The organism is Amycolatopsis sp. NPDC049868 (genome assembly GCF_044461365.1).
Lineage (GTDB): Bacteria > Actinomycetota > Actinomycetes > Mycobacteriales > Pseudonocardiaceae > Amycolatopsis.
The window spans coordinates 373,984-398,297 of sequence record NZ_JBITKV010000003.1; the positions used below are offsets into that span (position 1 = coordinate 373,984).

Below are 24,314 nucleotides of genomic sequence, written 5' to 3' on the forward strand. Positions count from 1 at the left end.
TTTGCGGATAGAGCCAATGGGGAGGATCGGCGATGACGAGCACTGTGACCCGGCCGGGGAGCCCCGCGCCACCCTCCGCGCCGGAAGGCCGCGGCGGGATCGCCGGGCTGCTCGAGCTGCCGGGGAACGGGATCCGCGCGATCGTCCGGTCCGCGGCGACCACCCCGGGCAGGCTGTCGGTGATCGCGATCGGGCTCGTCCTGCTGTCGCTGGTCGCGGGGCTGTTCGGCACGCTGGCGGCGCAGGACAAGAAGGACACGATCAACGGCCTGATCGACCACCGCGAACCGCTGGCCGCCGCCGCGCAACAGGTCTATCGAGCGCTTTCGGACGCCGACGCGACAGCGGCCAGTTCGTTCCTCTCCATCGGCACCGAGCCGCTCCCGATGCGCCAGCGGTACGAACGCGACATCGCGGAGGCCGGGGCGGCGCTGGCGAAGGCGGCATCGGACTCGTCCGGCGTCGGCAAGGCGGCCGAGCAGATCAACATCCTCGGCCGCGAGATCCCCGTCTACACGGGACTGATCGAAACCGCGCGCGTCTACAACCGGCAGGGTTATCCCGTCGGCGCTTCGTATCTGCGCGAAGCGTCGGAGCTGATGCGGGCGAAAATCCTTCCCGCCGCACAGGATCTCTACCGGACCGACACCGACCGGCTCGCCGCCGAACAGGACGACGCGACCGGATTCCCTTGGCTGTCAACGGCTTTGGTGCTCGCCCTGCTGGCCGCGCTGATCGTCACGCAGGTGCACCTGACGCGGAAGACCAATCGGTTGCTGAACGTCGGGCTCGTCGTCGCGACCGCGTCGGTGGTGGTCGCCCTGCTGTGGGGCGCGGTCGCGCTGATCGTGCAGAGCACCCTCGTCGGCAGCGGTGAAGAAGACGGCTCGCACCAGGTGGACGTGCTCGTCCGCGCCAGGATCGCGGCGCTGCAGGCGCGAGCCGACGAAACGCTGACCCTCGTCGCCCGCGGCGACGGCGCGGCGTACGAGAAGAACTTCGGCGATCTCGCCGCGCAACTGGGCGGGACGGACGGCCAAGGCGGTCTGCTGGGCGAGGCCCGCGGACTCGCGGCGGGCGGCGCGGCCGCGGAGAAGGTGGACGCGGCCATCCAGGCGGCGTCGGCGTGGTTCAAGGCGCACGGCGAGGTGCGGCGGCAGGACAACGACGGCTTCTACCAGGACGCCGTCGCCACCGCCATCCGCGACGACAAGAAGGACGGCGCGGCCGGGGCGTTCCTGCGGCTCGACGAGAACCTGGTGGCCGCGATCAACGTGGGACGACAGGAATTCCTCGACGACACCCGCGGCGCCGAACGCGCGCTGACCCTGCTCGCGCCGGGTATCGCGGTGCTGGCGGTACTCGCGGCGGCGGGGTCGGCCTTGGGAATCCGTGAACGGCTGAGGGAGTACCGGTGATGCGGAACGGTCTGCGAACGGCCGTGCTCGGCGCGGTGTTGGTGCTGGCGACGGCTTGTGGCAGCGCGGGGGCGCCGGTCGACCCGGCCCCCGTCGGCGACGTCGCGCCGCCGCTGCCCGCGAACGTCGGCGGCGCCGACAACACCGGCGGTGGCGGAACGACCGACACGAGCTGCAACCCGCTGGCCAGCCTGCGGCCGACCAGCGGCACGTCGATCACCAGCGGCTCGACGATGGCGAAGATCAAGGAGAACGGCAAGCTCGTCGCGGGCGTCGACCAGACGACGTTCCTGTTCGGCTTCCGGAATCCGACGTCGGGCCAGCTCGAAGGGTTCGACATCGACATGGTCAACGAGATCGCGAAGGCGATCTTCGGCAGCGCGGAAGGCCGCGTGCAGTTCCGGGCGATCCCGTCGAAACTGCGGGAAGAAGTGCTCGAGAAGAAGCAGGTCGACATCGTGGTGCGGACCTACAGCATCACCTGCAGCCGGCTGAAGAAGGTCAACTTCTCGACCGCTTATTACCAGGCGGGACAACGGATCCTGGTCGAATCCGGCTCGAAGGTCGCCCAGCTGTCGGATCTCGCCGGGCGGCGGGTGTGCGCGACCAAGACGTCGACCTCGCTCACGAAGATCGCGGCGGATCCGTCGAAGCCGGTGCCGGTCTCGGTGGACAACTGGTCGGACTGCCTGGTGATGCTGCAGCAGAAGCAGGTCGAGGCCGTGTCGACGGATGACGTCATCCTCGCCGGGATGCTCGCGCAGGACCCGACGCTGAAGATCGTGGGGGACCGGTTCACCGAGGAGAACTACGGCATCGGTATCCCGAAAGAGAACGAGGACATGGTGCGGTACGTGAACGCCGTGCTGGAGAACGTGCGCGGTGGCGCGTGGCAGGCGATCTACGCGAAATGGATCGGGAACAAACTCGAGGGCGGGACGCCGCCCGCAGCGCAGTACAAGTGAGAACGGGCCGTTCGGGATTCGCTCCCGAACGGCCCGCTTCGTCTTACGGGGACTTGTCGCCGATCACCGGCGGCACCGGCTTCATCTCGCCTTCGTAGCCGCCGAACAACACGTCGGCGTCTTCCTCCTGCAGGTAGTTCGGGGCCTTCTTTTCCTTGTCCTCTTCCTTCTGCCCCTTGCCACCGGGCGCACCGGCACCCATCGGCCCCTGGCCGCCGCTCTTGCCCGCCGCGGCCGCGCCACCCCTGGTGACCCGCTCCTCCGGCAGCTTGCCCGCCCCGGACCCGCCGCCTTTGCCCGCGAGCTTCTCGGCGTCACCGGCCGAAACCTTGCCGCCCGCGAGCCGCTCGGCGACGTTGCCCGATCCGCCGTTGCGCCCGAACCCGCCACTGGTCAACCGGTTCGCCGCACTGCCACCCGGCCCGCTCGTGGTCCGGCCGGGCTTGCCGCGATACTGCTCGCTGCCCAGCCGCCCGAGCCCGGTGGGACCAGGCCCGTTCATCGCCGCCAACCCAGGTGCCGGCCCCGGCCGGAACGACCCCGGCGGCCCGCCGACCGGCTGATTCGGCCCCGGCACGCCGGTGTGCCCGCCACCCGTGGTGATCCCGGGCCCCGGCGCCGGCCCGCTCGGGCCACCCGGCCCGGGCACCCCCGGACCGGGACCGCTGTTCGGCCCGGGCCCGCCGCTGAAGCCCCTGGGCTCAGTGCCCCCGGAAAACCCGGAGGCCGTCGTCGATTCGCCCATCTCCGGCGGCGGGGCGAAGGTGGGCTGCTTGGAATTGACGTCGAAGAGCGACTGGTCGTAGGTGTGCATCACCTGCGCGGCCTGCTGATGCGCCTGGAACGACTGCTCCTGCTTGGCCGAGATGTTGCCGACCGTGTCCACAGCGCCGGCGAGATTCCCCGTCGCGAGCTGGTTGAGGGCGTTCTTGTACTCGGCGTTGCGGTCGAAGGGGATCTCTTCGGGCATCGAGTTCTTCGCGGAGGTGGCCGCGGCGGCGGACTGGGAGAAGCGGTTGGAGGCGAGGTATGCGCCGTCGCCCGCGGTGTCGGCCCACTTGCTGATGTTGGTGAAGAAGTCGGTGACCGACTTGGCGCCGTCGCCTTGCCAGTGCTCGCCCTCTTTACCGATCGCGTCGCGGACGGCGTTGCTGAAGTTGTTCAGGGAGTTGCCCTGGTTGTTCCAGAGCTCGCCCTTCTCGTCGATGTCCCGCGGATCGAGGTCCTGCGTGACCATGTTCTTGAGCTCGCCGTGAGGGACGGCTTCATAGCGCTGTTCCGACGGGTTGAGACCGGTGCGGAACTGCTGGCCCTGCGTGAGCGCCGCGGCCTGATCGGCCGAGTACTGCCCAGCCTTCGCTTCAGCCGTCAGCCTCGCGGTCACGGAGTTCCCGCCAGGCCCGGCGTTGGTCTCGTTGTACGCGTCGGAGTACCGCTTGGCTTCGTACGTCCGGCCGGTGTTACCCAGCGCCGAGAACTTGCTGTCGAAGTCGTCTTGCCCGACGTTGACCATGGTCCCTCCCGTTCCGTCGTCAGTTGCCTCTAGGCAGTTTCGGTTCAGCGGCCGTGGCGATTTCCCTGGACAGGGCGCAGGCTTCCTCGTTGGTTCCCTTGTTCAAGCCGGTCGATGCCGTCAACCGGGCATTCGGTGTGACAGCGATTGCCACGGTGCAGGCCTGTTTCCCTGCGTCGCCAGGGATCTCGACGGCTTCGCGTTCGCCGACCTTCGTCGGGATCTTGGTTCCCTGTCCGGGGGACAGTTGGTCGATCCCGGCCTCGGGGACGAGGTAGAGGCTCACGAAGCCGAACCCCTGTTTCCGCGCCCCACACCCGTTGTCGCTCTCGTAGGTCTCTTCAGCAGGTGAAGCGAAGCCTTTAGCCGTCGTCGTCGGCTCCAGCAGGTCGCAGGCTTTCAACTCACCGAAAACATCAGCGGGGGCCTCGCTTTTGGTCGCCGATGTCGAGTTGGGCTGCGTCGGCGCAGGCGTCGCATTGCCGGGTTTCTCTGTGGAGCAGGAGGAAAGTCCGACGGCGAGAAGGGTCGACAAAGAGACGACGAGCAGGGTCCGTGATTTTGTGATCATGTCGGTCTTTGTCAGTCCTTTTGGAGAGATTTCAGCTGGTCGGCGTTGGCGGTATCTCGTTGCAAGTACTTGGACTTGGCCAGGTTGATCGCTTCTTCCGCACGGTTGAGAACGTCCCGTAGTGCATCGAGTTGAGTCTTGGCGGATAGTTCGTCGCCGTCTGCCACGAGAGTCGCGTGCTGACCGACTTGCTGTGCGAAGGGGCCAGTGCCCAGCTTCGGTTTTTCTGTAAGGCGTTGGAATTGGACCTGGTGGTTCGACCAGTCAGTGATGTAGTCGGAGATCGCCGCCTTAAGGGCTTCTCCGGCCTCCTCACTGACCGCGAACCGCCCTTCCTTCGCGGCCTTCACCATCGCATCGGCCTGCGCCGAGAAGTCGCCCAAGATGTCGGAGAAGTTGCCCGGCGGTCCGCCGGTGCCGTCCGTCATGGTCTCTCCCCTGTACCAAGTCCCGGTTACTCGTAGCGCTCGTCAGATCACGATATCAGCGGAAAGGGCCCCGAAGGGCGCCCTCCGGCGAGGATCACGCGCTGCCGACGCGGGCGGCTTCGACCAGGTCGTGGACCCATCGTGCCAGGTGAGAGCCACTTGTCGGAGTGAACGTGCGGCGGACTTCGCCGTCGGGGAAGCGGTCGGTGGTGAGCATGAAGCGGCCCTGAAGGCTGTCGAACCACTGGACGCTCTTCTGCTGCGGTTTGCCCCGGTCGTCGCGCAGGGTGACGCTGACCGTGCCCAGTCGCGCGAGCGGGTGTTCGAAGAAGCGGGCGGCCGCGCCCAGGCGGAGGTTGTTCGGGTCCTCGTCGAACGGGTCGTCCGGTCGTTTGGCCGGGGGGAGCGTGCTGGACGTCGTCACCCGGCCGGGGAACGGCTGCAGGGACGGCAGATAGCCGAGGAGGGTCGCGACGACCTGTTCGGGGAAGACCGGCTCGAAGAGGATGTCGAAGCCGCGCTGCTGGCTCACGACACCCAGGCGGCTGTTCCACGCGCCCCGATAGAGGTATTCGGCATCCTGCTCGACTTCGTGCGCCTCCATGGTGACGACGAAATCGCCGGTGGCCCAGAGCCGGAGGGTCTGCTCGTAGTCGCGCAGGAGTTCGCGGCCGCGGGCGAAGCCCCGGTCGGCCAGCCCGGCCCAGATCTCTTCGCAGTGCCGCTCGCGTTCGGTGATGGTGGTTCCGACGGTCGGGATCTCGAACGGCAGCACGAATCTGCCGAGCCCGAGTTCTTCGAGTACGACGTCGAGCTGGGCCATCGACATCGAAAATGACGCAGGCACCGGTCCCTCCCCCTCATCACCTGCTGAATCGGTTCTCCACCGCACCGTAGCGGGTTCGACCCGGCGCGGGCACGACCTGCCTGCTCACGGCTAGGATCGAGTCCCAAGCCGTCGCGGGGATTTCGGGAGGTACCAGTGTCGGAAGAGCCGCGCCGTCCTCGGCATGCAGCGCCGGACGACGCCACGCCGGAGCGTGAGGCGGAGTCCGCCTCCTGGACACCGCCGGCGCCGGTCCGCTGGGAAACGCCCGAACCGTCCATTTCCGGCAGGCTCGATCTCTCCGAGCCGCCGCGGCCCAAGCAGGAGCCCCAGCCGGAGAAGGACGCCGAGCGCACGGTTTATCACGCGCCCGTCCAGCGTCCGCAGACTCCGCCGCGCGGCCAGCAGCGGCCGATCCCGGGCGCCGAGGACCCCACACGTCCGCCGGGCGACATGGCTCCGGTGAGCCCGCAGGCCCAGGTCGTCCGTCCCGCGTGGCAGACGCCCGCGGACGCGCCGCAGCCGACCAGCGTGCTCTCTTCGCCGACACCGGAGACGCAGAGCATCATGCCGCCGACGCCGCGCGTCGACAGCGGCCCGGGGCCGTTGCCGGACCCGGGCACGGAAAGCGTCCTCCCCGAACGTTCCAGCGAAAGCCGGGGAACCGGCACCGGCACCGGATCGGGCAGCCACGGCACCGGAACCGGGACCGGAACGGGTTCGTTCCCCGGCACGGCGCGCCGGACGTCGTCACGCACGTCGCGTCGCGGCCGTCTCGGCGCCGGGCTCGTCGACGTCCCGCAGGTGCCGTACCGCGACCCGGCGTCCGCGGTCCTCGAAAACCCGATGGTGTCCGAGGAGAAACGCTTCTGCAGCAGCTGCAGTGCCAAGGTCGGCCGCGGCAAGGACGGCAAGCCCGGGTCGCCCGAGGGTAATTGCGAGAAGTGCGGGAACCCGTTCTCCTTCGTCCCGAAGCTGCGGCCGAACGAGATCGTCGGCGGTCAGTACGAGGTGCTCGGCGCGCTCGCGTACGGCGGCCTCGGCTGGATCTATCTCGCACAGGACCACAACGTCAGCGACCGCTGGGTGGTGCTCAAGGGCCTGATCGACACCGGCGACGCCACCGCGATGGCGGCCGCCGCCAACGAGCAGCGGTTCCTCGCCGAGGTCGAGCACCCCAATATCGTCAAGATCCACAACTTCGTGCAGCACCCGGACGGCGACACCGGCAACTCGGTCGGCTACATCGTCATGGAGTACGTCGGCGGCCAGTCGCTGCGCCAGCTCGCGCTCGCGCACCACCGCGAGACGAAGCGCCCGGAGCCGCTGCCGATCGGCCAGGTGATCGCCTACGGGCTCGAGATCCTGCCCGCCATGGGCTACCTGCACGGCCAGAACCTGCTGTACTGCGACCTCAAACCCGACAACGTCATCCAGACGCACGAACAGCTCAAGCTGATCGACCTCGGCGCGGTCCGCCGCACCGACGACTACGAGAGCCCGCTGTTCTTCACCACCGGCTACAGCGCGCCCGAGCTGGCGACGCACGGTGCTTCGGTGGCATCGGACCTGTACACGGTCGGCCGTACGCTCGCCGTGCTCAGCTTCGAATTCTCCGGCTACACCAGCAAGTACAAGACGACCCTGCCCGGCCCGGACGTCGTACCGCTGTTCGCGCTCTTCGGTTCGTACTACCGCTTCCTGAAGCGTGCGACGCACACCGACCCGGACCGCCGGTTCATCGCGGCCGAGGACATGGCCGACCAGCTGACCGGTGTGCTCCGCGAGATCATGGCGCTGGGCACCGGGAAACCGCGCCCTGGCGCGTCGACCGTCTTCGGGCCGGAGACCCGCACGTTCGGTGTCGACATGGTCGTTCCGGAACACGGCGGGAGCGTGCCGCTGCCCGATCCGGGCGAGGTGGTCGCCGGACTGCCGATCCCGCAGGTCGACACGGACGATCCGGCGGCCGGCGTGCTCGCGTCGACGGTCGCGCTCGATCCAAGGGGCGCGATCGAGTCGCTGGCCGGGGCGCCGCGCGAGTCGATCGAGGTCCGGCTGCGCATCGTCCGCGCCCGGATCGAACTCGGCGAGCTGGTCGAGGCGCAGCGGCAGCTGCAGGCCGCGCAGTACCTCGCGATCAAGGCCGGTTTCCCGCACGACTGGCGGATCGACTGGTATCGCGGCCTGATCGAGCTCGCGGGCGGACGGTCCCGCGTCGCGCATGTCGCGTTCGAAGCGGTGTACGACGATCTTCCCGGGGAGATCGCGCCGAAGCTGGCCTTGGCCGTCAGCGCGGAGGGGGTCGGGGACTACTTCGGCGCCGCGCGCTACTACGAGCTGGTGTGGCGAACGGACCGGTCGTACGTCAGCGCCGCCTTCGGGCTCGCTCGCGTGTACCTCGCGCAGGGCGCCAGGGCCAGCGCGATCGAGGTGCTGGAGGCCGTCCCGGCGTCGTCGTCGCATCACGTCGCCGCGCAGGTGGCCGCGATCAAGATCAAGACCAGGATCAACGGCGGCGGCAAGGATCCGGTGATGGTGTCCGAGCGGGATCTCGTCGACGCCTCGACGCGGTTGGAGCGCTTGCAGCTCGACGCCGAACGCCGCACTCGTCTGTCGGCGGAGGTTCTCGAAGCGGCGTACGGCTGGCTCAACTTGCAGAACCAGCCGACACCGGGCGCGAAGGTGCTGGGCTGCGCCTTGGACGAACGAGACCTGCGGTTCGGGCTCGAGCGCTGCTACCGGACGTTGGCGCGGTTGGCCGGATCGGTCGACAAGCGCGTCGAACTCGTCGACAAGGCGAACGCGATCCGGCCGCGCACAATGACATAGCGCGCGCCTACATACGCAACCGAAAGGTCTCCCAAAGGGCGCCCCGCGCCCGACGGAGACTTCACCCGCGCGCCTCTTTAGGCCGAAGGCCACGAAAACTCGATGGAGGGGCACCTCCATCGACAACTTGAGTTGACTACGAAACGACGCCCCTGCAGCGAGTTTTCGTCAGCGCGCGGCAAAATTACGGGTTGATGTCCCACTCGCGTGCGCGCTGGGCCTTCTCGTGCGCGGCGGCGAGTTTCTGCAGCGCCTCGGGATCTCCGTGGGTGCTGAAGTGCTCGAACTCGACCCGCACGAACAACGCCCGCGCGCGCACCGCGACAGGGCCGTCTTCGGCGTCGAGCCGTCCGTCGGCGCTCACGTAGATCTTCCGGCCGGCGATGCCGTCCAGTTTCGTGGCGATGTAAAGGGTCGAGCCGACCGGGACCGGCCGGAGGAAATCCGTCTCCAGTTTCCCGGTGACGGCGGGGCGGCGCAGCAGGTTGCCGACGGTCGCGCCGAGCGCCTCGTCGAAGGCGCAAGCCAGCAGTCCGCCGTGGGCGAGGCCGGGCGCACCCTGGTGGGCGGAGGTGACGGTGAACTTGGAGTACACCGTCGTCCCTTCGCCCACCGTCGAATGCAGGTGGAGCCCGGCCTCGATCTCGTCGCCGCACCCGAAACACTCACCGAAGTGGATGCCGAGGTGGCTGCCCTGCTTGGGGGCTTCCGGGTGGACGGTCGCCGGTTCGACTTCGACCGGCGGCCACGGTTGCGAGATACGGCTCATGGAAAGACGTTAACTCGCCGGTAGCTCCGAAGCGCCGCCGGGAGTCGCCGGTTCCGGTTTCCGGCGCCGCGCGATCCGCGAGTTCACGATGCCGCGCAGCGACACCCCGGCCGTTTCGGGCAGCAGCAGGATCGGGATGGCCGCGATCGCCGCCGAGCCCATCAGGTAGTACGCGGGCCACAGGTTGTCCCCGGTCGAGGTCACCAGACTGCCGATGATGTACGACGCCGTGCCACCGAAGGCCGCGGTCGAAACGCTGTACCCGATGGAGAAACCGCTGTAGCGCTCCTGCGTCGGGAACATCGCCGGCAGCGTCGCGGCCAGCACGGCCAGGATCAGCACCAGCGGCACCGCGATCATCAGCACGCCGAGGGTGAGCTGCCAGGCGTTCTGATCGTCCGCGGCCGCGCCCATCAGTGAGAACGCCGGGATCGGGAACACCAGGAAGCTCGCACAACACGCGATCAGGATGGGTTTTCGCCCGATGCGGTCGGACAGCATGCCGACCGGCACGATCAGGATCAGCATCAGCCCGATGGTCGCCAGGATGATCAGCAACGGCGCGTGCCCGCTGAATCCGACCACGTCCTTGAGATAGGTCTCCAGGTAGGTGATCACGATGTAGTCGGCGACGTTCAGCATCACCACGATGCCGATCAGGTGCAGGATCGACGTCCAGTGCTTCTTGAGCAGCGCCTTCAGCGGCGACTTCTCGACCTGGTCCTTCTTCTCGATCTCCTGGAACAGCGGAGTGTCCTCCAGCTTGTTCCGCAGGTACAGACCGACGATGCCGAGCGGGCCCGCGATCAGGAACGGCAGGCGCCAGCCCCATTCGCGCATGGCCTCGTCGCCGAGTACGACGGTGAAGATCGTGACGAAGCCGGCGCCCATCGCGAAGCCGACGAGGGTGCCGAATTCCAGCCAGCTGCCCCAGAAACCGCGGCGCCGCGCGGGCGCGTACTCCGCGATGAACGTCGCCGCGCCGCCGTACTCACCGCCGGCCGAGAAACCTTGGATGGTGCGCAACAGGATCAGCAGGACCGCCGCGGCGGGGCCGATCGTCGCATAGGACGGCAACAGGCCGATGACGAACGTCGACCCGGACATCAGGATGATCGTCAGCGCGAGAACCTTCTGGCGCCCGATCTTGTCCCCCAGCGGCCCGAACACGAAGCTGCCGAACGGCCGCACGATGAACGTGATGGCCAAGACCGCGAAGGTCGCCAGCGCGCCTTCGGAAGTGCTCGACGCATTGAAGAAGACTTGCCCCAGAATGGCAGGCATGAAGCCGAAAACACCGAAGTCGTACCACTCGATGCAGTTACCCATCGCCGCTCCGGCGACGGCCTTTCTGATCTGTTCAGGTGGGGCCTCCGCTGGTTCCCCTTTTTCCTGATGTGACGCGCTCAGCGCCTCTTCGGCCATGGGTTTGACCTCCCGACCCACCCGTTTACTTACCCATCGTCGAGGGTTTGTTCCCTCGACCGTAGGGGTTCAAACGTCCGTGTTCAGCGCTTTGGATCGGCCGTGAGAGCGCCGTTCCCCCAAGACGGTGACGAACTACCAGGTGAAGCCGATGTCGGAGAATTTCCGATTACTTTGGGTCACACTTCGGGAATCGGACGTTCCGGACGGAAGATCAGCGGGTCGTGGCCGTCGTCGGGGGCTCGCTCGGCTGCTTCGTCGGGACGGGCGCACGGTGCGGACCGGTCGTCGTCGTACGCCCTGGTTGAACGGTTCTCGGTATCGAGCGTGTCTGATCGGTCTTCGGGGCCGTCGCGGCCGGAGGCGGTTCCTCGGGAGTGACTTCCGGTCGCGGAGGTGTCTCGGAGGGCGCGGGCGAAACCGGCGCCGGGGCGATGGTCGACAGACCCGGCCCCGCGGGTTGAACCGGCGAGGGCCCCTCGCCCCCGCGCCCGCCGACGGCGATCGCGCCGAACACGATCACCCCGATCGTCGCCAGCGAACTCCCCGCCACGGCCAGCCGTTTGCGTCGTCGCCGGATCCGGCCACCCTGCTCGATGATGTCCGCCGCCCGGATGCCCAGCGGGGGACCGCTCGCACCGTGCGAAAGCACGCCTTTGATGTCCTCGTCCATCTCCTCACCTCCCATCGTGGTGCGCTCCGCTCAAGGCCAGTTCGCTGAAATGCGGGCCGAGCCGCTTGCGCAGGGTCGCCAGCCCCCGCGCGCCCTGGCTCTTCACGTTCCCGGTGCTGCAGCCCAGCGCCGTGGCCGTCTCTTCAACGCTGAGATCTTCGAAATAACGCAGGACGAGTACGGCCCGCTGCTTCGGGGCGATACCGGACAGGGCATGCCTGACCAGCATCTCCTGTTCCGTGCCGCTCGCTTCGCCCGGGATGTCGGGGAGAGCGTCCGTGAGCTTCTCCCGTTTGCGCCAGACGCGCCGATGCTCGGAGAGGAACGTCCGCAGCACGATCTTGCGCGCGTAGCCGTCGAGCGCGTCGTGCCGGGAGAGCCTCGGCCAAGCCAGGTACAGCTTCAGCAGCGCGGCCTGGGTGATGTCCTCGGCCTGATGCCAGTCGCCGCACAGGAGGTACGCGGTGGCACGCAGGCTGTGCGCGCGCTCGTCGAAGTACCGGGCGAACTCGCCGTCCCACGGCGAGCCCGTCCCGGTCTTCGACGAGCGGCTCGGCGTCACCTAGTTACCGGCTCCTTCGACGATGGCGGGGAGGTGCAGATCCCCGGTCGGCCCGGCGGGAACGGCCTTGGGCACGCGGTGCTCGCCCGGCGCGGCGACGGCCGGCGTCTTCGGGACATCGCGCGCCGGCGCGGTGGTGGCGCGGGGCGGTTCCGCCGGCCGCGTGGTGGTGGGCTCCTTGGTCGGCGGCTGGGGCGCCTGAGTGGCCGTCGGCGACGGCGCGCTCTGATCGGCCGACGCCAGCGACGTGGTCGCGAAGGCGGCGCCGCCCGCCAGCAGCAGCGCGCCGAGAGTGAGAGCGATACGAGTACGCAAGAGTGTCTCCTCGATCCGGGCGCCGCTCATTGGCCGCGGCGCCTTACGTCGTTAGACATGCGTCCCGCCCGCAACGAGGTTGCATCGACTTTTTGAAAAATCTCAGGCAATCAACACGAACGGCCGGAGACCACAGGGGTCTCCGGCCGCCCGGTTCCATGGAAGTACTTCAGCTCGCGAGAGCGGAGAGCTTGGACCACTCCTCCCAGGAGTAGGTCCAGTCGCTGTAGTCGCGCGCCCGGTTGATCTTCACCGTGCTGCCCTCGATCTCGACAGGGTCCCCGACAAGGGCGCCGTCCATGTACGCCTTGGCGTTCGCGGGCGCCAGGTTCACGCAGCCGTGCGAGATGTTCTTCTTGCCCTGTGCCCAGATCGAAGGCGCGTAGCCGTGGATGAACTCGCCGTTGGTCGAGAACCGCACCGCGGACGGCACGACGATGTTCTCGTAGTTGTAGCGCTGGTTGGTCATCGAGTACGTGTCGTGCTTGGACATCACCACGTGCGTGCCGCTCGGCGTGACGCGGCCCGGGTCGGCGTCGAGGCCGTAGCTGGCCGGGTAATCCGCGATCTGCTGCCCGTCGCGGATCACCTGGAGCCGGTGGGTCTGGGTGTTGCCCTTGACGATCTGCGAGCGGCCGATCGTGAAGCTCGCCGAGCGGTCTTCCTTGCCGTACACGCCTTCGCCGATCTTGACGCCGTAGATCTTGGCGTTGAACTTCACCGTGGTGCCGGGCTGCCAGTAGGCCTTCGGCCGCCAGTGCACCGAGGTGTCGTCGTGGACCCAGGCCCAGGAACCCTCGGTCTTCGGCGTGGTCTCGACCGACAGCGCCTTCTCGACCGAGGCCTTGTCGGTGACCGTGCTCGGGAACGTCAGCGTGATCGGCATGGCGATGCCGTACGTCTGCCCGTCGAAGACGTTGATGTTCGCGCCGACCTGCTTGCGCGGCTTGACCGTGGTGAAGGCCCCGCCGATCTCGACGGGCTTGCCGTCGGTGCCGGTGGCCTTGCCGGACCACGTGTAGGACTTGCCGTAGCCGAGCTGCTCGGTGGTGGACCAGCTCTTCTTGTCCTCGGACGGCTGCCCCGCGACCTGCTTGCCGTCCGGATTGGTCAGCACGACCTGATCGAGCGTGCCGTCGGCGACGGTGACCCTGATGGGCTGCCCCGGCGCGACGTCCTGCGCGCCCGCGGCGGGCTCGTACGTCAGCTTGGCAGGCGCGGGCGCCTTGCCGCCGGTATCGCTGCTGACCGGCCCGCCGCCGTCCGGCCCGCTGGCCGACACGGTCGGCTCGCTGCTGCACGCCCCCAGCGTCAGAACGGCCACCAACCCCAGTGCCGCGATCGCCGCCCGGCGGCGCGCGGTTTCCGTGAACCTCAAAGCTTCCCCTTTGCTCCCCTGTACACCGACCATGACGTCCGGACCACCTCGTAAGTTGATCCCATCGAGAGTGATGCGAGTCACAATCGAGTGGATCCTAGTTCACGATCGGGGCATGGCCGACTTCGGTCCGTGTCCGGCGATGACCTGAGGTCGGCGTGCGGCGACAGGCTAGCGAGGGGGTCCGACAGAAGCCGGATCGGTATACGACGTTCCGGTGACCTTGGTACTTGGGGGTGCCCAGAGTCCGATCACGGGCTTCAAATATGGCCAGATCCCGGTACGCTGCCATCAGGCCGTCGTTTTGCGTGTTCGTGGCTTCACACTCGCGGAACTTCTGACGCGAGCCATGAGCCGGTGACGCGCTCTTCGCTCGACTCGTTGGAACCGCCCGGGACGGTCTGGGTGTCGCTTCGGAGGCACTCGAAGCGGATGTGCAACGAGGAGTAAAGCGGTGGCGCAAGGCACTGTGAAGTGGTTCAACGCGGAGAAGGGCTTCGGCTTCATCGCGCAGGATGGCGGCGAGGGCGACGTCTTCGTTCACTACTCGGAGATCGAGGGTCGCGGTTTCCGCACGCTCGAAGAGAACCAGCGAGTGGAGTTCGAGGTCGGTCAGGGCCAGAAGGGCCCGCAGGCCCAGAAGGTCCGCGCGATCTGAGTCCGCCCTTCAGGCGTTGCTCAGACTGATCGGAAAAGCCCCCGGCGATCTCGCCGGGGGCTTTTCCCTTGCCGCTCAAGCTTCTTCTGGTGTGCTGTTCCGTTCCGGTACGACGGTCAGCGGGTGACGGGCTGCTCCCACGCATTGGCGTCGAAGCGGAATTCGTCGGTGTGGGCTTCCTCGTGGCGGCGCTGCTGGGCCGAGTTGGCCTGCGACTCCCACGAAAGGCGCTCGAGGATCCATTCCTGCGCCAGCGCCTGCGGCGACAGGTTGCGCTCGGCGGCGGCGTCCTTGAGCTGTTCGCAGGCGATGAGGTTCATCCGCAGCTGGAAGACCTGCGCTTCGCCGAAACGCTTGCCGGTGCCGGTGCTTTCCGGGTCGTTCTCCGGGGCGAGGGCACGAAGGTAGCTGGTGAGCTCCGTGTCTTCGACGACCGCTTCGGCCTCCTTGGTGGGGGAGTTGCGGTGACGACCGGGGTTGACCGGCTTCAAGTTCGTGCGGCTGCCGCTACGACGGCTCAGGGAAGGAAGGGGCACCGGGTCACGATAACGGTTCGGTCTCGGCAAACCAACCACAGTGAGCCACGACACACCCGAATCTTTGTCTCGAACGGCCCAATGCCGACAGGAAATCCTTTTCCCGTGATCACAAAACGCAACCGACGAGACAGTCGGAAGAGGTTTTTCGGGGAAAAGATCAAGGAGCCGGTCCGGGGCCGCCAACCTCCGCCGCAAGGAACCTGGGGTCTGGGGGTGGCCCCCAGAAAACGGAGCGACCCCCGCGCCAGGGGGAGGAACGCGGGGGTCGGAGGGGATCTCCACAGGCGCTGACCGGGGGTGTGTCAGCGAATCGATTGTTGCACGGTTTCCTGAGAAGGGCGAGTGGGCGCGGTCAGAATTCCGGCCAGGGCGCCACCTCTGATTCGCCTGTGGTTCATGTGGCGCGGATATGCGCGTGATTGCTCTGCGTTGTGCGGAGCGTGGCGACAGGTTCACTCTCCGGGGGGCTGTGTGTCGCGGCCGGCTCTGGCTAGCCTCGCGGCCAAGCTGTTCGTTGGCCGTCTGGAGGAACCATGGGTGGGTCTGTGGAAGTGCGGCAGTTCCTCCTTCGGTACGAAGGTGCCGATGGGGGAAGTTCGACAACGTTGGCCGGTGGCCTGCCGGCGCAGCGCACGGGTCAGGGGGATGCCCAGCGGGTGTCCGACGATCAGGTGCGGCGTGCCCGGCTGGCGGTGGCCAATGGGGCGCTGGGTGTCGATGACTGCGTCCAGTTGCTGGACATGCTGGGGTTGACGCTGGACGAGGACGGGCAGGCGCCCGTTCAGCGCTGAGTTCGTTCGTTCACGAAGCCCGGTCGCGCGGGGTGTGCCGCGCGACCGGGCTTTCGTTTGTCCTCGACGGTCGGCCGCCAGTTGTGTAACACTGTTATCAATCAACTGGCGGGAAGGTGTGGCGACATGGCCGACGAAGCGGCGATCGCGGCGGCGCGGGAGATCCGGGGCCCGGTGCAGGTGCTGGGCGGGAAGTTCATGACCTCGCCGGAGCTGGCCGAGGTCGAGAAGGAGGTGGGACTGCCACCGCGGACGCTGTACCTCCGTGGCCGGTCCGCGGTGCTGGGCGACCCGCCGCCGAAGGTGGTCGCGGAGCTGTTCGGCATCTTCCCGGCTTGGCTCTTCGAGTTCGCGCTCCCGGCCGCGACGACGGCCCTCGACGCGGCCTCCGCGGTCCGCGCCTACTCGCGGTCATCGGCGAACTGGGCGCGCGTCAACCTTTCGGGTGCCGGCGACCCCGGCCGTCCGGCGGATCTGCTGTTCCGTCTCGTGGACGCCGCGGACGCGAGCGGTCTCGCGTTGTTCGCCGGATGGCAAGTCGCCGAACGTCCGGCTGATGACGTCGAGCGGCTGGCGTTCGCGCTCATGGTCTTCCGCGAGTTCCGCGGCGGCGTCCACTTCGCGGCCCTTCGCGCGGTGGGCCTGACGGTGCCCGAAGCGGTCGTCGCGGATCCGGAGGGCGGGCGCGGCCGCCTCCTGCGCACCGCGTGGTCCGAGGAGGCCGCCGGCGAGCTGATCGCCGCGGCGGAGGCGAAGGGCGATCTGCGGCAGCGGTGGCGGCACGCCGAGGACCTGACCGACCAACGCGTGGCCGAACTCCTCGCTGTCACTCTCACGGGCGACGAGCGGGAGGAGCTTCGGGGACGTCTTGGAGCCCTGCGGGACGCCTCGGCCCTGATATCCTGACCTCGCCGCGTTCTCGCAGGTCCCAGCCCTGTGAACAACTAGAGGACCCCCTGTGCGGGAGCCGAAACAGGGGTGTCCTATAGTTATGTTCGCTCCCGGGGACACCGGAGAGCGCGGGTCGGTCGGTTCGCCGAAACCGAACCGGGCTCCCATCGTCCAGCGGCCTAGGACTCCGCCCTTTCAAGGCGGCAACGCGGGTTCGAATCCCGTTGGGAGTACGCAGTACAGTTACACAGCAGTATGCAAGGCCCTGTGGCGCAGTTGGTTAGCGCGTCGCCCTGTCACGGCGAAGGTCGCGGGTTCGAGTCCCGTCAGGGTCGCAAGATCGTTCGGCTCCTTGCCGGCGTTCCCGGCCAGGTAGCTCAGTTGGTACGAGCGTCCGCCTGAAAAGCGGAAGGTCGCCGGTTCGACCCCGGCCCTGGCCACCGCTCAACGAACCGCCTCGATACACATCGAGGCGGTTTTTTCATGCCTGAGGCCGATTTCGTGTCCGTCCACAGCAGTGCGCGGTGGCGTCCGATGTCGCAGGAGCATCGGGCGCCACCGCGCGGTGCGGGACTTGGTGTCCTACTTGCCGGTCTGCTGCTTGACCCAGTCGGTGAACGCGGTCACGTCGGTGTAGATGCCCGGCATTTCCGGGCAGCTGGCGGTCTGACCGCGGCTGGTGGCGCCGACCAGCGTCCACTTGTCGCCGTTCTTCACCACGGCGGGACCACCCGAGTCGCCGTAGCAGGCGCTGGCCTTGCCGCCCTGGTTGTCCATGCACAGCTCGCTCTGCGCGTCGTAGGCCCCGGAGCCGGAACAGCCGGAGTCTTCGGCGATCTTGGTGTCGAGCTGCTGGAGAACCACCGGTGCTTCACCACAGCCGCGCGTGGGACAGGTCAGTCCCCAGCCGATTTCCCGCACGTCGGTGCCCGGCTGCGGCGACTGGCCGATCTCGATCGGCGCCGCCTCCGCCGGCTTGCTCAGGTGCACCAGTGCGATGTCGTACGGGCCGGAGCCGTCGTACTTCTCGTGGACCACGAACTTGTCGACCTCGGCGACCTCGCCGCCCTTGGTGTGGTCGGTGGTGTTGATGCGGTACTGCCAGTTGGCGGGCTGCTCACCCTCGACGCAGTGCGCGGCGGTCACCAGCCACTCCGGTGCGATCAGTGACGCGCCGCAGTTGTGGTCGCCGCTCTTGGTCTGCATGGAAGCCATGAAGCTGTAGGTTTCGGTCGCGTCCACACCACCCACGATCAGTGGCTGCACGCCCGAGGGTTCGGCGGCGGAAGCCGGCATCGCCGACCCGAGTACGGCAGCCGCTCCAGCCAGCAGACCGGCGACGAGGGAACGAGTCCTCATCTGCTTTCTCCTTCCGCGCCGGTGTGTTTCACCGGCTCACTCCGGAAGAGTGGCCAATCGTCACTCGTTCGTGGAAGTGACGAAAGTCGGTGGCCGTTGCCAGTTACCAGTTGGGACCGATCTTGACCTCTAGTTAGGTGGAGGTGTCAATCTCGAAGCATGACAATCGCACCTGAGCAGGTCGACGAATGGACCGTCGGCACCCTCGACCTCGACGCGTACCTCGGCCGGATCGGTCAGAGCCGCGCGACACCCTCCGCCGCCGCGTTGCGTGAGTTGGCGAAGGCGCACGTCCTGGCCGTTCCGTTCGAGAACGTCGACGTCGTTTTGGGGCAGCACAAGGGAATCGCGCTCGACGACGTGATCGGCAAACTCGTCGGCCGTCATCGCGGCGGCTACTGCTACGAGCACGGAAGCCTTTTCGCCGCGGCCGCCGAGCAGCTCGGCTACCCCGTGCGCCGCCTGGTCGCCCGCGTGCAGCCGCAAAAGAACGGGCCGTACACGCATATGACGCTCGCGATCGAGGCGGACGGCGTCCAGCACCTGGTCGACGTCGGCTTCGGCGCCGGGATGCTGGTGCCGATGCCACTGGTCGACGGCGCGGTGGTGGATCAGGCAGGCTGGCCACACCGGCTCGTCGCCGACGGCGACTGGTGGCGCCTGCAGAAGAAGGAGGGCGAAGACTGGACCGACCTGCACGCCTTCACGCTCACGCCGATGCACCGGATCGACTACGAGGTCTACCACCACTACACGTCGACACATCCGCGGTCGCCGTTCACCGGGCAGCTGGTGGTCATGCGCCTGGAGGAAGGGCTCAGCCGCAAACTGGTCGGCGAAGAGTTCATCGTCGAACGCCCGGACGGGACCAAGGAGACCACCACGATCCCGCCCGAGCGGCTCGACGCGACACTGCGCGAGCTGGACGTCGTCCTCACCGGGGACGAGCTCGCGAAACTGCTGACGATTTACCCGGGCTGAAGGCTCAGAGCCCGAATTCGGCGCGCTTGTCCTCGGGGACGAGATCCTCGTACTCGCGGTGCTTCGCGATGAAGGAACGCACGTACGGGCAGTAGGGCAGGACGGACCTGCCCTGCGACCGGACGTCGTCGAGCGCGGCGGTCACGAGCTTGCCCGCCAGGCCCTGGCCCGCGAAGTCGTCCGAGATTTCGGTGTGCAGGAACAGGATCGCGTCGGTGCGCGTGCGGGTTTCCAGAAACCCGGCGGGGTTCCCGTCCACGACGATGTCGTAGCGGTCTTCTCCGGCTTTGATCTCGACACTCATCCAGCTGCTCCGAAAAGTTCGTCCGGCGGCGCGGGGCGACCCAAGTGGAAGCCCTGCGCCTGATCACAGTGCAGCTCACGCAAAACCGTGAGCTGCTCTTCGTCTTCGACACCTTCGGCGACGACGATCAGGTCGACGGCGTGCGCCATCGCGATGATGCTCTTGACGATCGCGGCCGCGTCACGCGATTCCGCGATGCCGGTGACGAAGGTGCGGTCGATCTTGAGCGTATCCAACGGGAGCCGTTGCAGCTGGGCGAGCGACGAGTAGCCGGTGCCGAAGTCGTCGATCGCCAGTGAGACACCGAGATCGCGTAACGACGTCAGCACTTCGGCGGCCGCGGCCTGGTCCCGCATCAGCGCGCTTTCGGTGACTTCGAGGGTCAGCGCGTGCGGCGGGAGCCCGGTGGTCTTCAGCGCGTCCTGCACCCCGGCCACCAGATGCGGATCGTCCAGCTGCCGGGCCGACAGGTTGACCTTGAGATTCAGGTCGATGCCGAGCTGCTTGCGCCGCCTGGCGATTTCACGGGTGGTCGTGCGCAGGACGTACTTGCCGATCAGGTTGATCAGGTCGCTTTCCTCGGCCAGCGGGATGAACTCGGCGGGCGAGATCGTGCCGTGCGCGGGATGTTTCCAGCGCAGCAACGCTTCCACGGCGACCATCTCGCCGGATTCGATGTCCACGACAGGCTGATACGCCGTCCAGAGTTCCTCGTTCTGCAGGGCGTCGCGCAGATCCTGCTCCATGCGCAGCCGTCGCTGCATCCGCTCGCGCAGCTCGACGTCGAAGAACTCGTAGCGCGCCCGGCCGAGCGTTTTCGCCTGGTACATTGCGACATCGGCGTCCCGCAGCAGATCTTCGGCCGTCCGGGTGTCGTCGTTGGCCGCGGTGACGATGCCGATACTGGCGTCGATGTGCAGCTGCCTGCCGTTGACGGTGATCGGCTCGGTCAGCGCCTCGCGCAGATGTTCCGCGAGTGCCTTGATCTCGTCCGGTTCGGTGATCTCCGCGGTGACGACGACGAATTCGTCGCCGCCGAGCCTGCCGACGAGATCGTTCTCGCCGATACCCCGGCGCAGGCGTTCGCCCGCGATGCGAAGCACCTTGTCGCCGACGGAATGCCCGAGGGAATCGTTGATCACCTTGAACTTGTCGAGGTCGATGAACAGCAGCGTGGTCAGTTCGGCGCGGCCCGCGCCGGACAGCGCCTCGGCGAGACTGTCCAGCACCAGCGTCCGGTTCGCGAGTTCGGTGAGCGGGTCGTGCGTCGCCTCGTGGGCGAGCCGCTCGCCGATGGCGCGGCGTTCGGTGATGTCGGTGAACGAGGCGACCACCGCCTGGGCCGACGGGTCTTCCGGGGTCAGCAGCCGCGACGTCAGCGAGATCCAGACGTCGTCGCCCGCCGGCCTCCGCAGCCGCAGCACGAGGCCGGTCAGCGTGGCCCCGGTGCGCCGGGTCACCACCGACGGCATCCGGGCGGGCGGGATACGGCCCTGTTCGTCGTACAGCTCCAGCGTCACGCACGGGACACCGATGAGGTCGTCGTGGCCCACCCCGATGATCCGGCACGCCGCGGGGTTGGCCGATTCGATGAGACCGCCGGGCCCGATGACGACCACGCCTTCGTCGAGGGACGCGACCACCGTGCTGTAGTGCTGTTCGGCCCGTCGCCGCGCCGTTTCGTCGGCGCAGACCAGGACGAAACCGTCGTTCATCTCCGCGGCGGAGATGCGGATGGCCAGTGTCGAGCCGTTGCGGTGGCGGTGGGTCGTCTGCATGACGCCGCCCCTGCGCAGCACCGTTTCCGGGTCGAGCGCGGCGCCGACGAGATCGCTCACCGTGCCGCCGATCGCCTCGTCCGCCGTCCAGCCGTAGACGTTCTCGGCGGCGGGGTTCCAGCTGGTCACCACGCCGCCGCCGCTGGTCGCGATGATCGCGTCGCTGACATGGCTGATCAGCGCGGCCTGGTAGCGCAGCGTCGCTTCGGCGGCCTTCTGCGCGCTGATGTCGCGCATGATGACCTGGAACGCGGGCCTGCCTTCCCAGGTTGTGCGCACCGAGATGCTCTGGACCAGGTACTTCGTGCCGTCGAGACGGAGCATGACGGTGTCGGCGGGAACCGTCGACGCGCCCTGGCGGTGCAGCGACGCGATCCTGTCCAGCAGGGCCGGGAGCGACTCGTCGGCGACGAAGTCCATGATCGGCCGCCCGATCAGCTCGGCGGTCGACGACGCACCGAGCGCGGTGAGGGCGGCCCGGTTCACGTAGGTGACGACGCCGGCCTCGTGGACACAGACCGCGTCCGGGCTGAGTTCCACCAAAAGCCGGTAACGGTCAGTGAGATCTTCGAGGGCCTGCCGGTTCTCGCGGACGTCGGTCACGTCGGTGGCGATGCCGAGCAGCCCCGACGAACCGTCGTCGTCGCCGATGGTGCGGGCGCGCAGGCGGACCCAGCGGATCTCGCCCGCCGGGTTCCGGAACGACTGTTCGAGTTCGAACTCGCGCCAAGGCGGGGAGGTGCGGGTGCCGGAGGTCAGCGGGGCCACCAGATCGGCGAGCCTGGACTCGATCTCGGCTTCGGTCAGCGTGCCTCCGCCCAGCAGGTTCTCCAGTCCGGGCAGCCAGGACAGGGTCTCGGCCTCGAAGTCGTACGACCAGATGGCGGCGTGGTCGCCCGCGAGGCCGAGATCGCCGAGCGGCTCGTTTCCGAGCGGCGCGCCTGCCGGACGACCGGAATTCCCGGCCCCTGGCACGGCGAGGGCGTCAGCCTCCATGATCCGTCCGAACCCCCTCTTCCGGTGCTGGCACCGTCGATTACACCACCCGCGGAGGGCGCTGTATACGCGAGCCGAAGGTAGGTCACCGCTGATATGCGCGGAAGCGTATGAATACACGCTGTGTGACTGCCCTACGCTGGCATGTCCCATCGGGTGAATAATTTTTGGTTAACTTCACCCATTCGGCGGTGAGTTGCGGTAAAACTACTCTTCGCTCGTTCCCGGTGTGAAAGGTTTCAGCTGGTGGATGACGACGACGTTTCGGTCGCCGACCTGCTTATTCGCGAGGGCTGGGACGACCACGAGGAGTCACGGGCAAAGTCACGCTGGAGAGTTATCGCGGTGGTGATCGCCGTGGTCGTCGCCTGCGGGGCGGCCGCTGTTCTCGTCGGGTTCGATTCGGATCCCGAACAGAACGCGGCACCGAAGCCGAACAGCGTCATCGAGATGCCGAAGCGGCCTTCGGAAAACGGGGGAGCTGACGCGACTTCGGCCGTCCCGTCCACCGAGACGGTCGAAACCGGTGACGGTGGAACCTCGACACGGCCCAGCAGGTCGACGTCCAGTCGCCGTACGTCGAGTTCGGCCGCGCATACGTCCGACTCGCCGGACCCCGCCACGCCGACGTCGTCGAACGGGCCCGCCGATCCACCGCAGACCACCGGGTCCACGGTCGTTCCGCAGCCGCCCGATCAGACCCCGCCGCCGCCCTCGACGACGCCGACGGAAGAGTGCAATCTGTGGCCGAAGTGGCTCTTCTGCTAGGAGGTGTCTCCAGGCTGGAGCTTGCAGGTGGGGTGAGGGCACGCGCGCGCGTTTCTCTTCGGCCGGAGGCCCCGGATTTGCGGAGGCGGGCCGCCCGGAGCGGCTGAGTGAGCTACAAGGTGATGCCACGGCCCGGCTGCGGAAGTCCGGAAGCGCGCTTGGACGAACACTGCTAAGGAGCTTGCAGTAGATCGGGCTCCCGGCGTTTGCCGAGGTGGTTGAACAGCAGGTTGAGGGTGAAGGCGACGATCGCGGCGACCGTGATCGGGCTGCCGCAGATGGTCTGCAACCACGCCGGGAAATGCTGGAAGAAGATCGAGTTCCCGAACCGGTTCGTGGCGAACGCGGGCAGCAGGCCGACCCCGACCGACACCGCGACGATGAAGGTGTTGTGGTTGCCGGAGAACTCCACCTTCTTCAGGTTCTGCACGCCGATCGCGGCGACCATCGCGAACATGACCACCGCGACCGCGCCGATCACCGGTTCCGGCACGGCCGCGACGAAGGCGCCGACCTTCGGCACCAGGCCCATCAGCACGAGCAGGCCGCCCGCCACCGCGACCACCCACCGGCTGCGCACCCCGGTCATCTGCACGAGGCCGACGTTCTGCGCGAAAGCCGTGTCCGGGAACGAGTTCATCGCGCCGCCGAGGATGGCCGAGAGACCGTCGGTGGCGAGACCGCGCGCGAGGTCGGAGTCCGTCGCCGGGCGTCCGGTGATCTCGCCGACGGCGACCAGGTCCGCGGTGGATTCGGTGTAGGTCACCAGCATCACGACGCACATCGAGAGCACGGCCGCGATCGGAAAGGTCGGCGGGCCGAAATGGAACGGCGACGCGAGACCGAACCAAGCGGCGTCGGCGATGCCCTTGAAGCTCACCAGGCCCATCGGGATCGCCGCGACCAGGCCGATCAGCAATGCCAGCAGCGGGCCGATCTGGCTCGCGAATCCGCGCAGCACCCGGGTGAACAGGACGATCACCGCGATCACGCCGAACGCGAGCGCGATGTCGGCCGGGTTCGCGTAATCCGGCGATCCGGTGTCGTGGCCGGCGATCAGGCCGACCCCCGGCCCGATGAGCGAGATACCGATGACCATGAGCAGCGTGCCCGAAACCAGCGGCGGGAAGAACCGGATCATCTTCGCGAAGGGCTTGGCGATGAGCAGGCCGAACACGCCCGACGCGATCATCGCGCCGTAGACGGCCTGCATGCCGTACTGGGACGCGATCATGATCATCGGGTTGACCACGGTGAACGTCGCGCCCGCCACCACCGGCAGCCGGATGCCGAAGATCCGCCCGATCCCGATCGCCTGTATCAGCGTCGCGATCCCCGCGACCAGCAGATCCGCGTTGACCAGCAACGCGATCGTCGCCGCGTCCAGTTTCAGCGCGCTGCCCACGACGAGCGGGACGGCGACGGAACCCGCGTACATGATCGTCATGTGCTGCAGGCCGAGCAAGGTCAGCTTCGGCAGTGGCGGGCGGGCGTCCACCGGGTGGACGTCGGGACGGCTCATGTAACCCCCTGTGACGTGCGGGAACACCAGTGGACTCGTCGGGCATGACCGT

At 67.7% G+C, this 24,314-nt stretch carries 23 protein-coding genes and 3 tRNA genes; 11 read left to right on the plus strand and 15 right to left on the minus strand.

Features of this window, described 5'->3' with window-relative positions:
- Positions 1-32: 32 nt before the first annotated feature.
- Both ACIBTM_RS15270 and ACIBTM_RS15275 read left to right on the plus strand, forming a co-directional pair.
- Positions 33-1,418 (plus strand): hypothetical protein, encoded by a 1,386-nt coding sequence (locus ACIBTM_RS15270; protein ID WP_395877109.1) that lies wholly within the window; start codon positions 33-35, stop codon positions 1,416-1,418.
- A complete protein-coding gene (locus ACIBTM_RS15275) occupies positions 1,418-2,383 on the plus strand; it encodes a glutamate ABC transporter substrate-binding protein (protein ID WP_395877110.1) in 966 nt (321 codons plus the stop codon). Before ACIBTM_RS15270 ends, ACIBTM_RS15275 begins: the two co-directional genes overlap by 1 nt.
- Positions 2,384-2,426: 43 nt before the next feature.
- Here the strand turns inward: ACIBTM_RS15275 and ACIBTM_RS15280 are convergent, their stop codons facing one another.
- The 4 genes from ACIBTM_RS15280 to ACIBTM_RS15295 all read right to left on the minus strand — a co-directional run bounded on the left by ACIBTM_RS15280 (position 2,427) and on the right by ACIBTM_RS15295 (position 5,742).
- Positions 2,427-3,896: a hypothetical protein gene (locus ACIBTM_RS15280; RefSeq protein ID WP_395877111.1), complete on the minus strand. Its 1,470-nt coding sequence runs from the start codon at positions 3,894-3,896 to the stop codon at positions 2,427-2,429.
- Positions 3,897-3,915: 19 nt separating this feature from the next.
- Entirely contained in the window at positions 3,916-4,467 is a 552-nt protein-coding gene (locus ACIBTM_RS15285) for a DUF3558 family protein (protein ID WP_395877112.1), read from the minus strand.
- An 11-nt stretch (positions 4,468-4,478) separates the two neighbouring features.
- Positions 4,479-4,895, minus strand: coding sequence for a hypothetical protein (locus tag ACIBTM_RS15290; RefSeq protein ID WP_395877113.1), 417 nt, complete (start codon positions 4,893-4,895; stop codon positions 4,479-4,481).
- Positions 4,896-4,989: 94 nt separating this feature from the next.
- Positions 4,990-5,742, minus strand: coding sequence for an ESX secretion-associated protein EspG (locus ACIBTM_RS15295; RefSeq protein WP_395877114.1), 753 nt, complete (start codon positions 5,740-5,742; stop codon positions 4,990-4,992).
- Between the two features lie 135 nt (positions 5,743-5,877).
- On the opposite strand from ACIBTM_RS15295, the gene ACIBTM_RS15300 reads away from it, so the two are divergent.
- Positions 5,878-8,553 carry a tetratricopeptide repeat protein gene (locus ACIBTM_RS15300; RefSeq protein ID WP_395877115.1) on the plus strand — a complete coding sequence of 892 codons (2,676 nt, stop codon included), beginning with the start codon at positions 5,878-5,880 and terminating at the stop codon, positions 8,551-8,553.
- 184 nt (positions 8,554-8,737) lie between these two features.
- Here ACIBTM_RS15300 and ACIBTM_RS15305 read toward each other — a convergent pair whose 3' ends face one another.
- From ACIBTM_RS15305 to ACIBTM_RS15330, 6 genes are all read right to left on the minus strand, one after another.
- The gene (locus ACIBTM_RS15305; protein WP_016330842.1) at positions 8,738-9,322 is read right to left on the minus strand and encodes a PaaI family thioesterase; all 585 of its coding nucleotides are present in this window, start codon (positions 9,320-9,322) and stop codon (positions 8,738-8,740) included.
- Positions 9,323-9,331: 9 nt separating this feature from the next.
- Entirely contained in the window at positions 9,332-10,747 is a 1,416-nt protein-coding gene (locus ACIBTM_RS15310; protein ID WP_395877116.1) for an MFS transporter, read from the minus strand.
- Between the two features lie 214 nt (positions 10,748-10,961).
- Positions 10,962-11,420, minus strand: a complete 459-nt coding sequence (locus tag ACIBTM_RS15315; protein ID WP_395877117.1) for a hypothetical protein — start codon at positions 11,418-11,420, stop codon at positions 10,962-10,964.
- 4 nt (positions 11,421-11,424) lie between these two features.
- Entirely contained in the window at positions 11,425-11,982 is a 558-nt protein-coding gene (locus ACIBTM_RS15320) for a SigE family RNA polymerase sigma factor (protein ID WP_395877118.1), read from the minus strand.
- On the minus strand, positions 11,983-12,327 hold the full coding sequence (locus ACIBTM_RS15325; protein WP_395877119.1) for a hypothetical protein: 345 nt from the start codon (positions 12,325-12,327) through the stop codon (positions 11,983-11,985). It lies immediately after the preceding gene.
- 139 nt (positions 12,328-12,466) lie between these two features.
- On the minus strand, positions 12,467-13,708 hold the full coding sequence (locus ACIBTM_RS15330; RefSeq protein WP_395877120.1) for an Ig-like domain-containing protein: 1,242 nt from the start codon (positions 13,706-13,708) through the stop codon (positions 12,467-12,469).
- 421 nt (positions 13,709-14,129) lie between these two features.
- On the opposite strand from ACIBTM_RS15330, the gene ACIBTM_RS15335 reads away from it, so the two are divergent.
- On the plus strand, positions 14,130-14,333 hold the full coding sequence (locus ACIBTM_RS15335; protein WP_003097368.1) for a cold-shock protein: 204 nt from the start codon (positions 14,130-14,132) through the stop codon (positions 14,331-14,333).
- Positions 14,334-14,449: 116 nt separating this feature from the next.
- On the opposite strand, the gene ACIBTM_RS15340 is transcribed toward ACIBTM_RS15335, so the two are convergent.
- A complete protein-coding gene (locus ACIBTM_RS15340) occupies positions 14,450-14,869 on the minus strand; it encodes a hypothetical protein (protein WP_395877121.1) in 420 nt (139 codons plus the stop codon).
- Positions 14,870-15,405: 536 nt separating this feature from the next.
- Here ACIBTM_RS15340 and ACIBTM_RS15345 point away from each other — a divergent pair.
- From ACIBTM_RS15345 to ACIBTM_RS15365, 5 genes are all read left to right on the plus strand, one after another.
- Positions 15,406-15,663: a hypothetical protein gene (locus ACIBTM_RS15345; RefSeq protein ID WP_020633070.1), complete on the plus strand. Its 258-nt coding sequence runs from the start codon at positions 15,406-15,408 to the stop codon at positions 15,661-15,663.
- Positions 15,664-15,789: 126 nt separating this feature from the next.
- Positions 15,790-16,569 carry a hypothetical protein gene (locus tag ACIBTM_RS15350; protein ID WP_395877122.1) on the plus strand — a complete coding sequence of 260 codons (780 nt, stop codon included), beginning with the start codon at positions 15,790-15,792 and terminating at the stop codon, positions 16,567-16,569.
- Between the two features lie 145 nt (positions 16,570-16,714).
- A tRNA-Glu gene (locus ACIBTM_RS15355) sits at positions 16,715-16,787 on the plus strand.
- A gap of 28 nt (positions 16,788-16,815) precedes the next feature.
- A tRNA-Asp gene (locus tag ACIBTM_RS15360) sits at positions 16,816-16,889 on the plus strand.
- A gap of 31 nt (positions 16,890-16,920) precedes the next feature.
- Positions 16,921-16,994 (plus strand) — tRNA-Phe (locus ACIBTM_RS15365).
- A gap of 142 nt (positions 16,995-17,136) precedes the next feature.
- Here the strand turns inward: ACIBTM_RS15365 and ACIBTM_RS15370 are convergent.
- The gene (locus tag ACIBTM_RS15370; RefSeq protein WP_395877123.1) at positions 17,137-17,913 is read right to left on the minus strand and encodes a S1 family peptidase; all 777 of its coding nucleotides are present in this window, start codon (positions 17,911-17,913) and stop codon (positions 17,137-17,139) included.
- A gap of 159 nt (positions 17,914-18,072) precedes the next feature.
- Between ACIBTM_RS15370 and ACIBTM_RS15375 the strand changes: the two genes are divergently transcribed.
- Complete coding sequence (locus ACIBTM_RS15375; protein WP_395877124.1) at positions 18,073-18,894, plus strand: arylamine N-acetyltransferase; 822 nt, start codon at positions 18,073-18,075, stop codon at positions 18,892-18,894.
- Positions 18,895-18,898: 4 nt separating this feature from the next.
- On the opposite strand, the gene ACIBTM_RS15380 is transcribed toward ACIBTM_RS15375, so the two are convergent.
- Positions 18,899-19,198, minus strand: a complete 300-nt coding sequence (locus tag ACIBTM_RS15380) for a GNAT family N-acetyltransferase (RefSeq protein ID WP_395877125.1) — start codon at positions 19,196-19,198, stop codon at positions 18,899-18,901.
- Positions 19,195-21,972, minus strand: coding sequence for an EAL domain-containing protein (locus ACIBTM_RS15385; protein ID WP_395877126.1), 2,778 nt, complete (start codon positions 21,970-21,972; stop codon positions 19,195-19,197). Before ACIBTM_RS15385 ends, ACIBTM_RS15380 begins: the two co-directional genes overlap by 4 nt.
- Before the next feature lie 246 nt (positions 21,973-22,218).
- Here ACIBTM_RS15385 and ACIBTM_RS15390 point away from each other — a divergent pair, with 246 nt between their 5' ends.
- Positions 22,219-22,740, plus strand: a complete 522-nt coding sequence (locus ACIBTM_RS15390) for a serine/threonine protein kinase (protein ID WP_395877127.1) — start codon at positions 22,219-22,221, stop codon at positions 22,738-22,740.
- A gap of 172 nt (positions 22,741-22,912) precedes the next feature.
- Here ACIBTM_RS15390 and ACIBTM_RS15395 read toward each other — a convergent pair whose 3' ends face one another.
- Complete coding sequence (locus ACIBTM_RS15395) at positions 22,913-24,262, minus strand: nucleobase:cation symporter-2 family protein (RefSeq protein WP_395877128.1); 1,350 nt, start codon at positions 24,260-24,262, stop codon at positions 22,913-22,915.
- Positions 24,263-24,314: the final 52 nt, after the last annotated feature.

Excerpts from the sequence above, each read along its gene's own strand:
- ACIBTM_RS15395 (WP_395877128.1), bottom strand. The coding sequence starts at position 24,262 with ATGAGCCGTCCCGACGTCCACCCGGTGGACGCCCGCCCGCCACTGCCG.
- ACIBTM_RS15330 (WP_395877120.1), bottom strand. The coding sequence starts at position 13,708 with ATGGTCGGTGTACAGGGGAGCAAAGGGGAAGCTTTGAGGTTCACGGAA.
- ACIBTM_RS15350 (WP_395877122.1), top strand. The coding sequence starts at position 15,790 with ATGGCCGACGAAGCGGCGATCGCGGCGGCGCGGGAGATCCGGGGCCCG.
- ACIBTM_RS15345 (WP_020633070.1), top strand. The coding sequence starts at position 15,406 with ATGGGTGGGTCTGTGGAAGTGCGGCAGTTCCTCCTTCGGTACGAAGGT.
- ACIBTM_RS15285 (WP_395877112.1), bottom strand. The coding sequence starts at position 4,467 with ATGATCACAAAATCACGGACCCTGCTCGTCGTCTCTTTGTCGACCCTT.
- ACIBTM_RS15270 (WP_395877109.1), top strand. The coding sequence starts at position 33 with ATGACGAGCACTGTGACCCGGCCGGGGAGCCCCGCGCCACCCTCCGCG.
- ACIBTM_RS15375 (WP_395877124.1), top strand. The coding sequence starts at position 18,073 with ATGACAATCGCACCTGAGCAGGTCGACGAATGGACCGTCGGCACCCTC.
- ACIBTM_RS15290 (WP_395877113.1), bottom strand. The coding sequence starts at position 4,895 with ATGACGGACGGCACCGGCGGACCGCCGGGCAACTTCTCCGACATCTTG.
- ACIBTM_RS15275 (WP_395877110.1), top strand. The coding sequence starts at position 1,418 with ATGCGGAACGGTCTGCGAACGGCCGTGCTCGGCGCGGTGTTGGTGCTG.
- ACIBTM_RS15380 (WP_395877125.1), bottom strand. The coding sequence starts at position 19,198 with ATGAGTGTCGAGATCAAAGCCGGAGAAGACCGCTACGACATCGTCGTG.
- ACIBTM_RS15310 (WP_395877116.1), bottom strand. The coding sequence starts at position 10,747 with ATGGCCGAAGAGGCGCTGAGCGCGTCACATCAGGAAAAAGGGGAACCA.
- ACIBTM_RS15370 (WP_395877123.1), bottom strand. The coding sequence starts at position 17,913 with ATGAGGACTCGTTCCCTCGTCGCCGGTCTGCTGGCTGGAGCGGCTGCC.
- ACIBTM_RS15385 (WP_395877126.1), bottom strand. The coding sequence starts at position 21,972 with ATGGAGGCTGACGCCCTCGCCGTGCCAGGGGCCGGGAATTCCGGTCGT.
- ACIBTM_RS15280 (WP_395877111.1), bottom strand. The coding sequence starts at position 3,896 with ATGGTCAACGTCGGGCAAGACGACTTCGACAGCAAGTTCTCGGCGCTG.
- ACIBTM_RS15315 (WP_395877117.1), bottom strand. The coding sequence starts at position 11,420 with ATGGACGAGGACATCAAAGGCGTGCTTTCGCACGGTGCGAGCGGTCCC.
- ACIBTM_RS15305 (WP_016330842.1), bottom strand. The coding sequence starts at position 9,322 with ATGAGCCGTATCTCGCAACCGTGGCCGCCGGTCGAAGTCGAACCGGCG.
- ACIBTM_RS15325 (WP_395877119.1), bottom strand. The coding sequence starts at position 12,327 with ATGAGCGGCGCCCGGATCGAGGAGACACTCTTGCGTACTCGTATCGCT.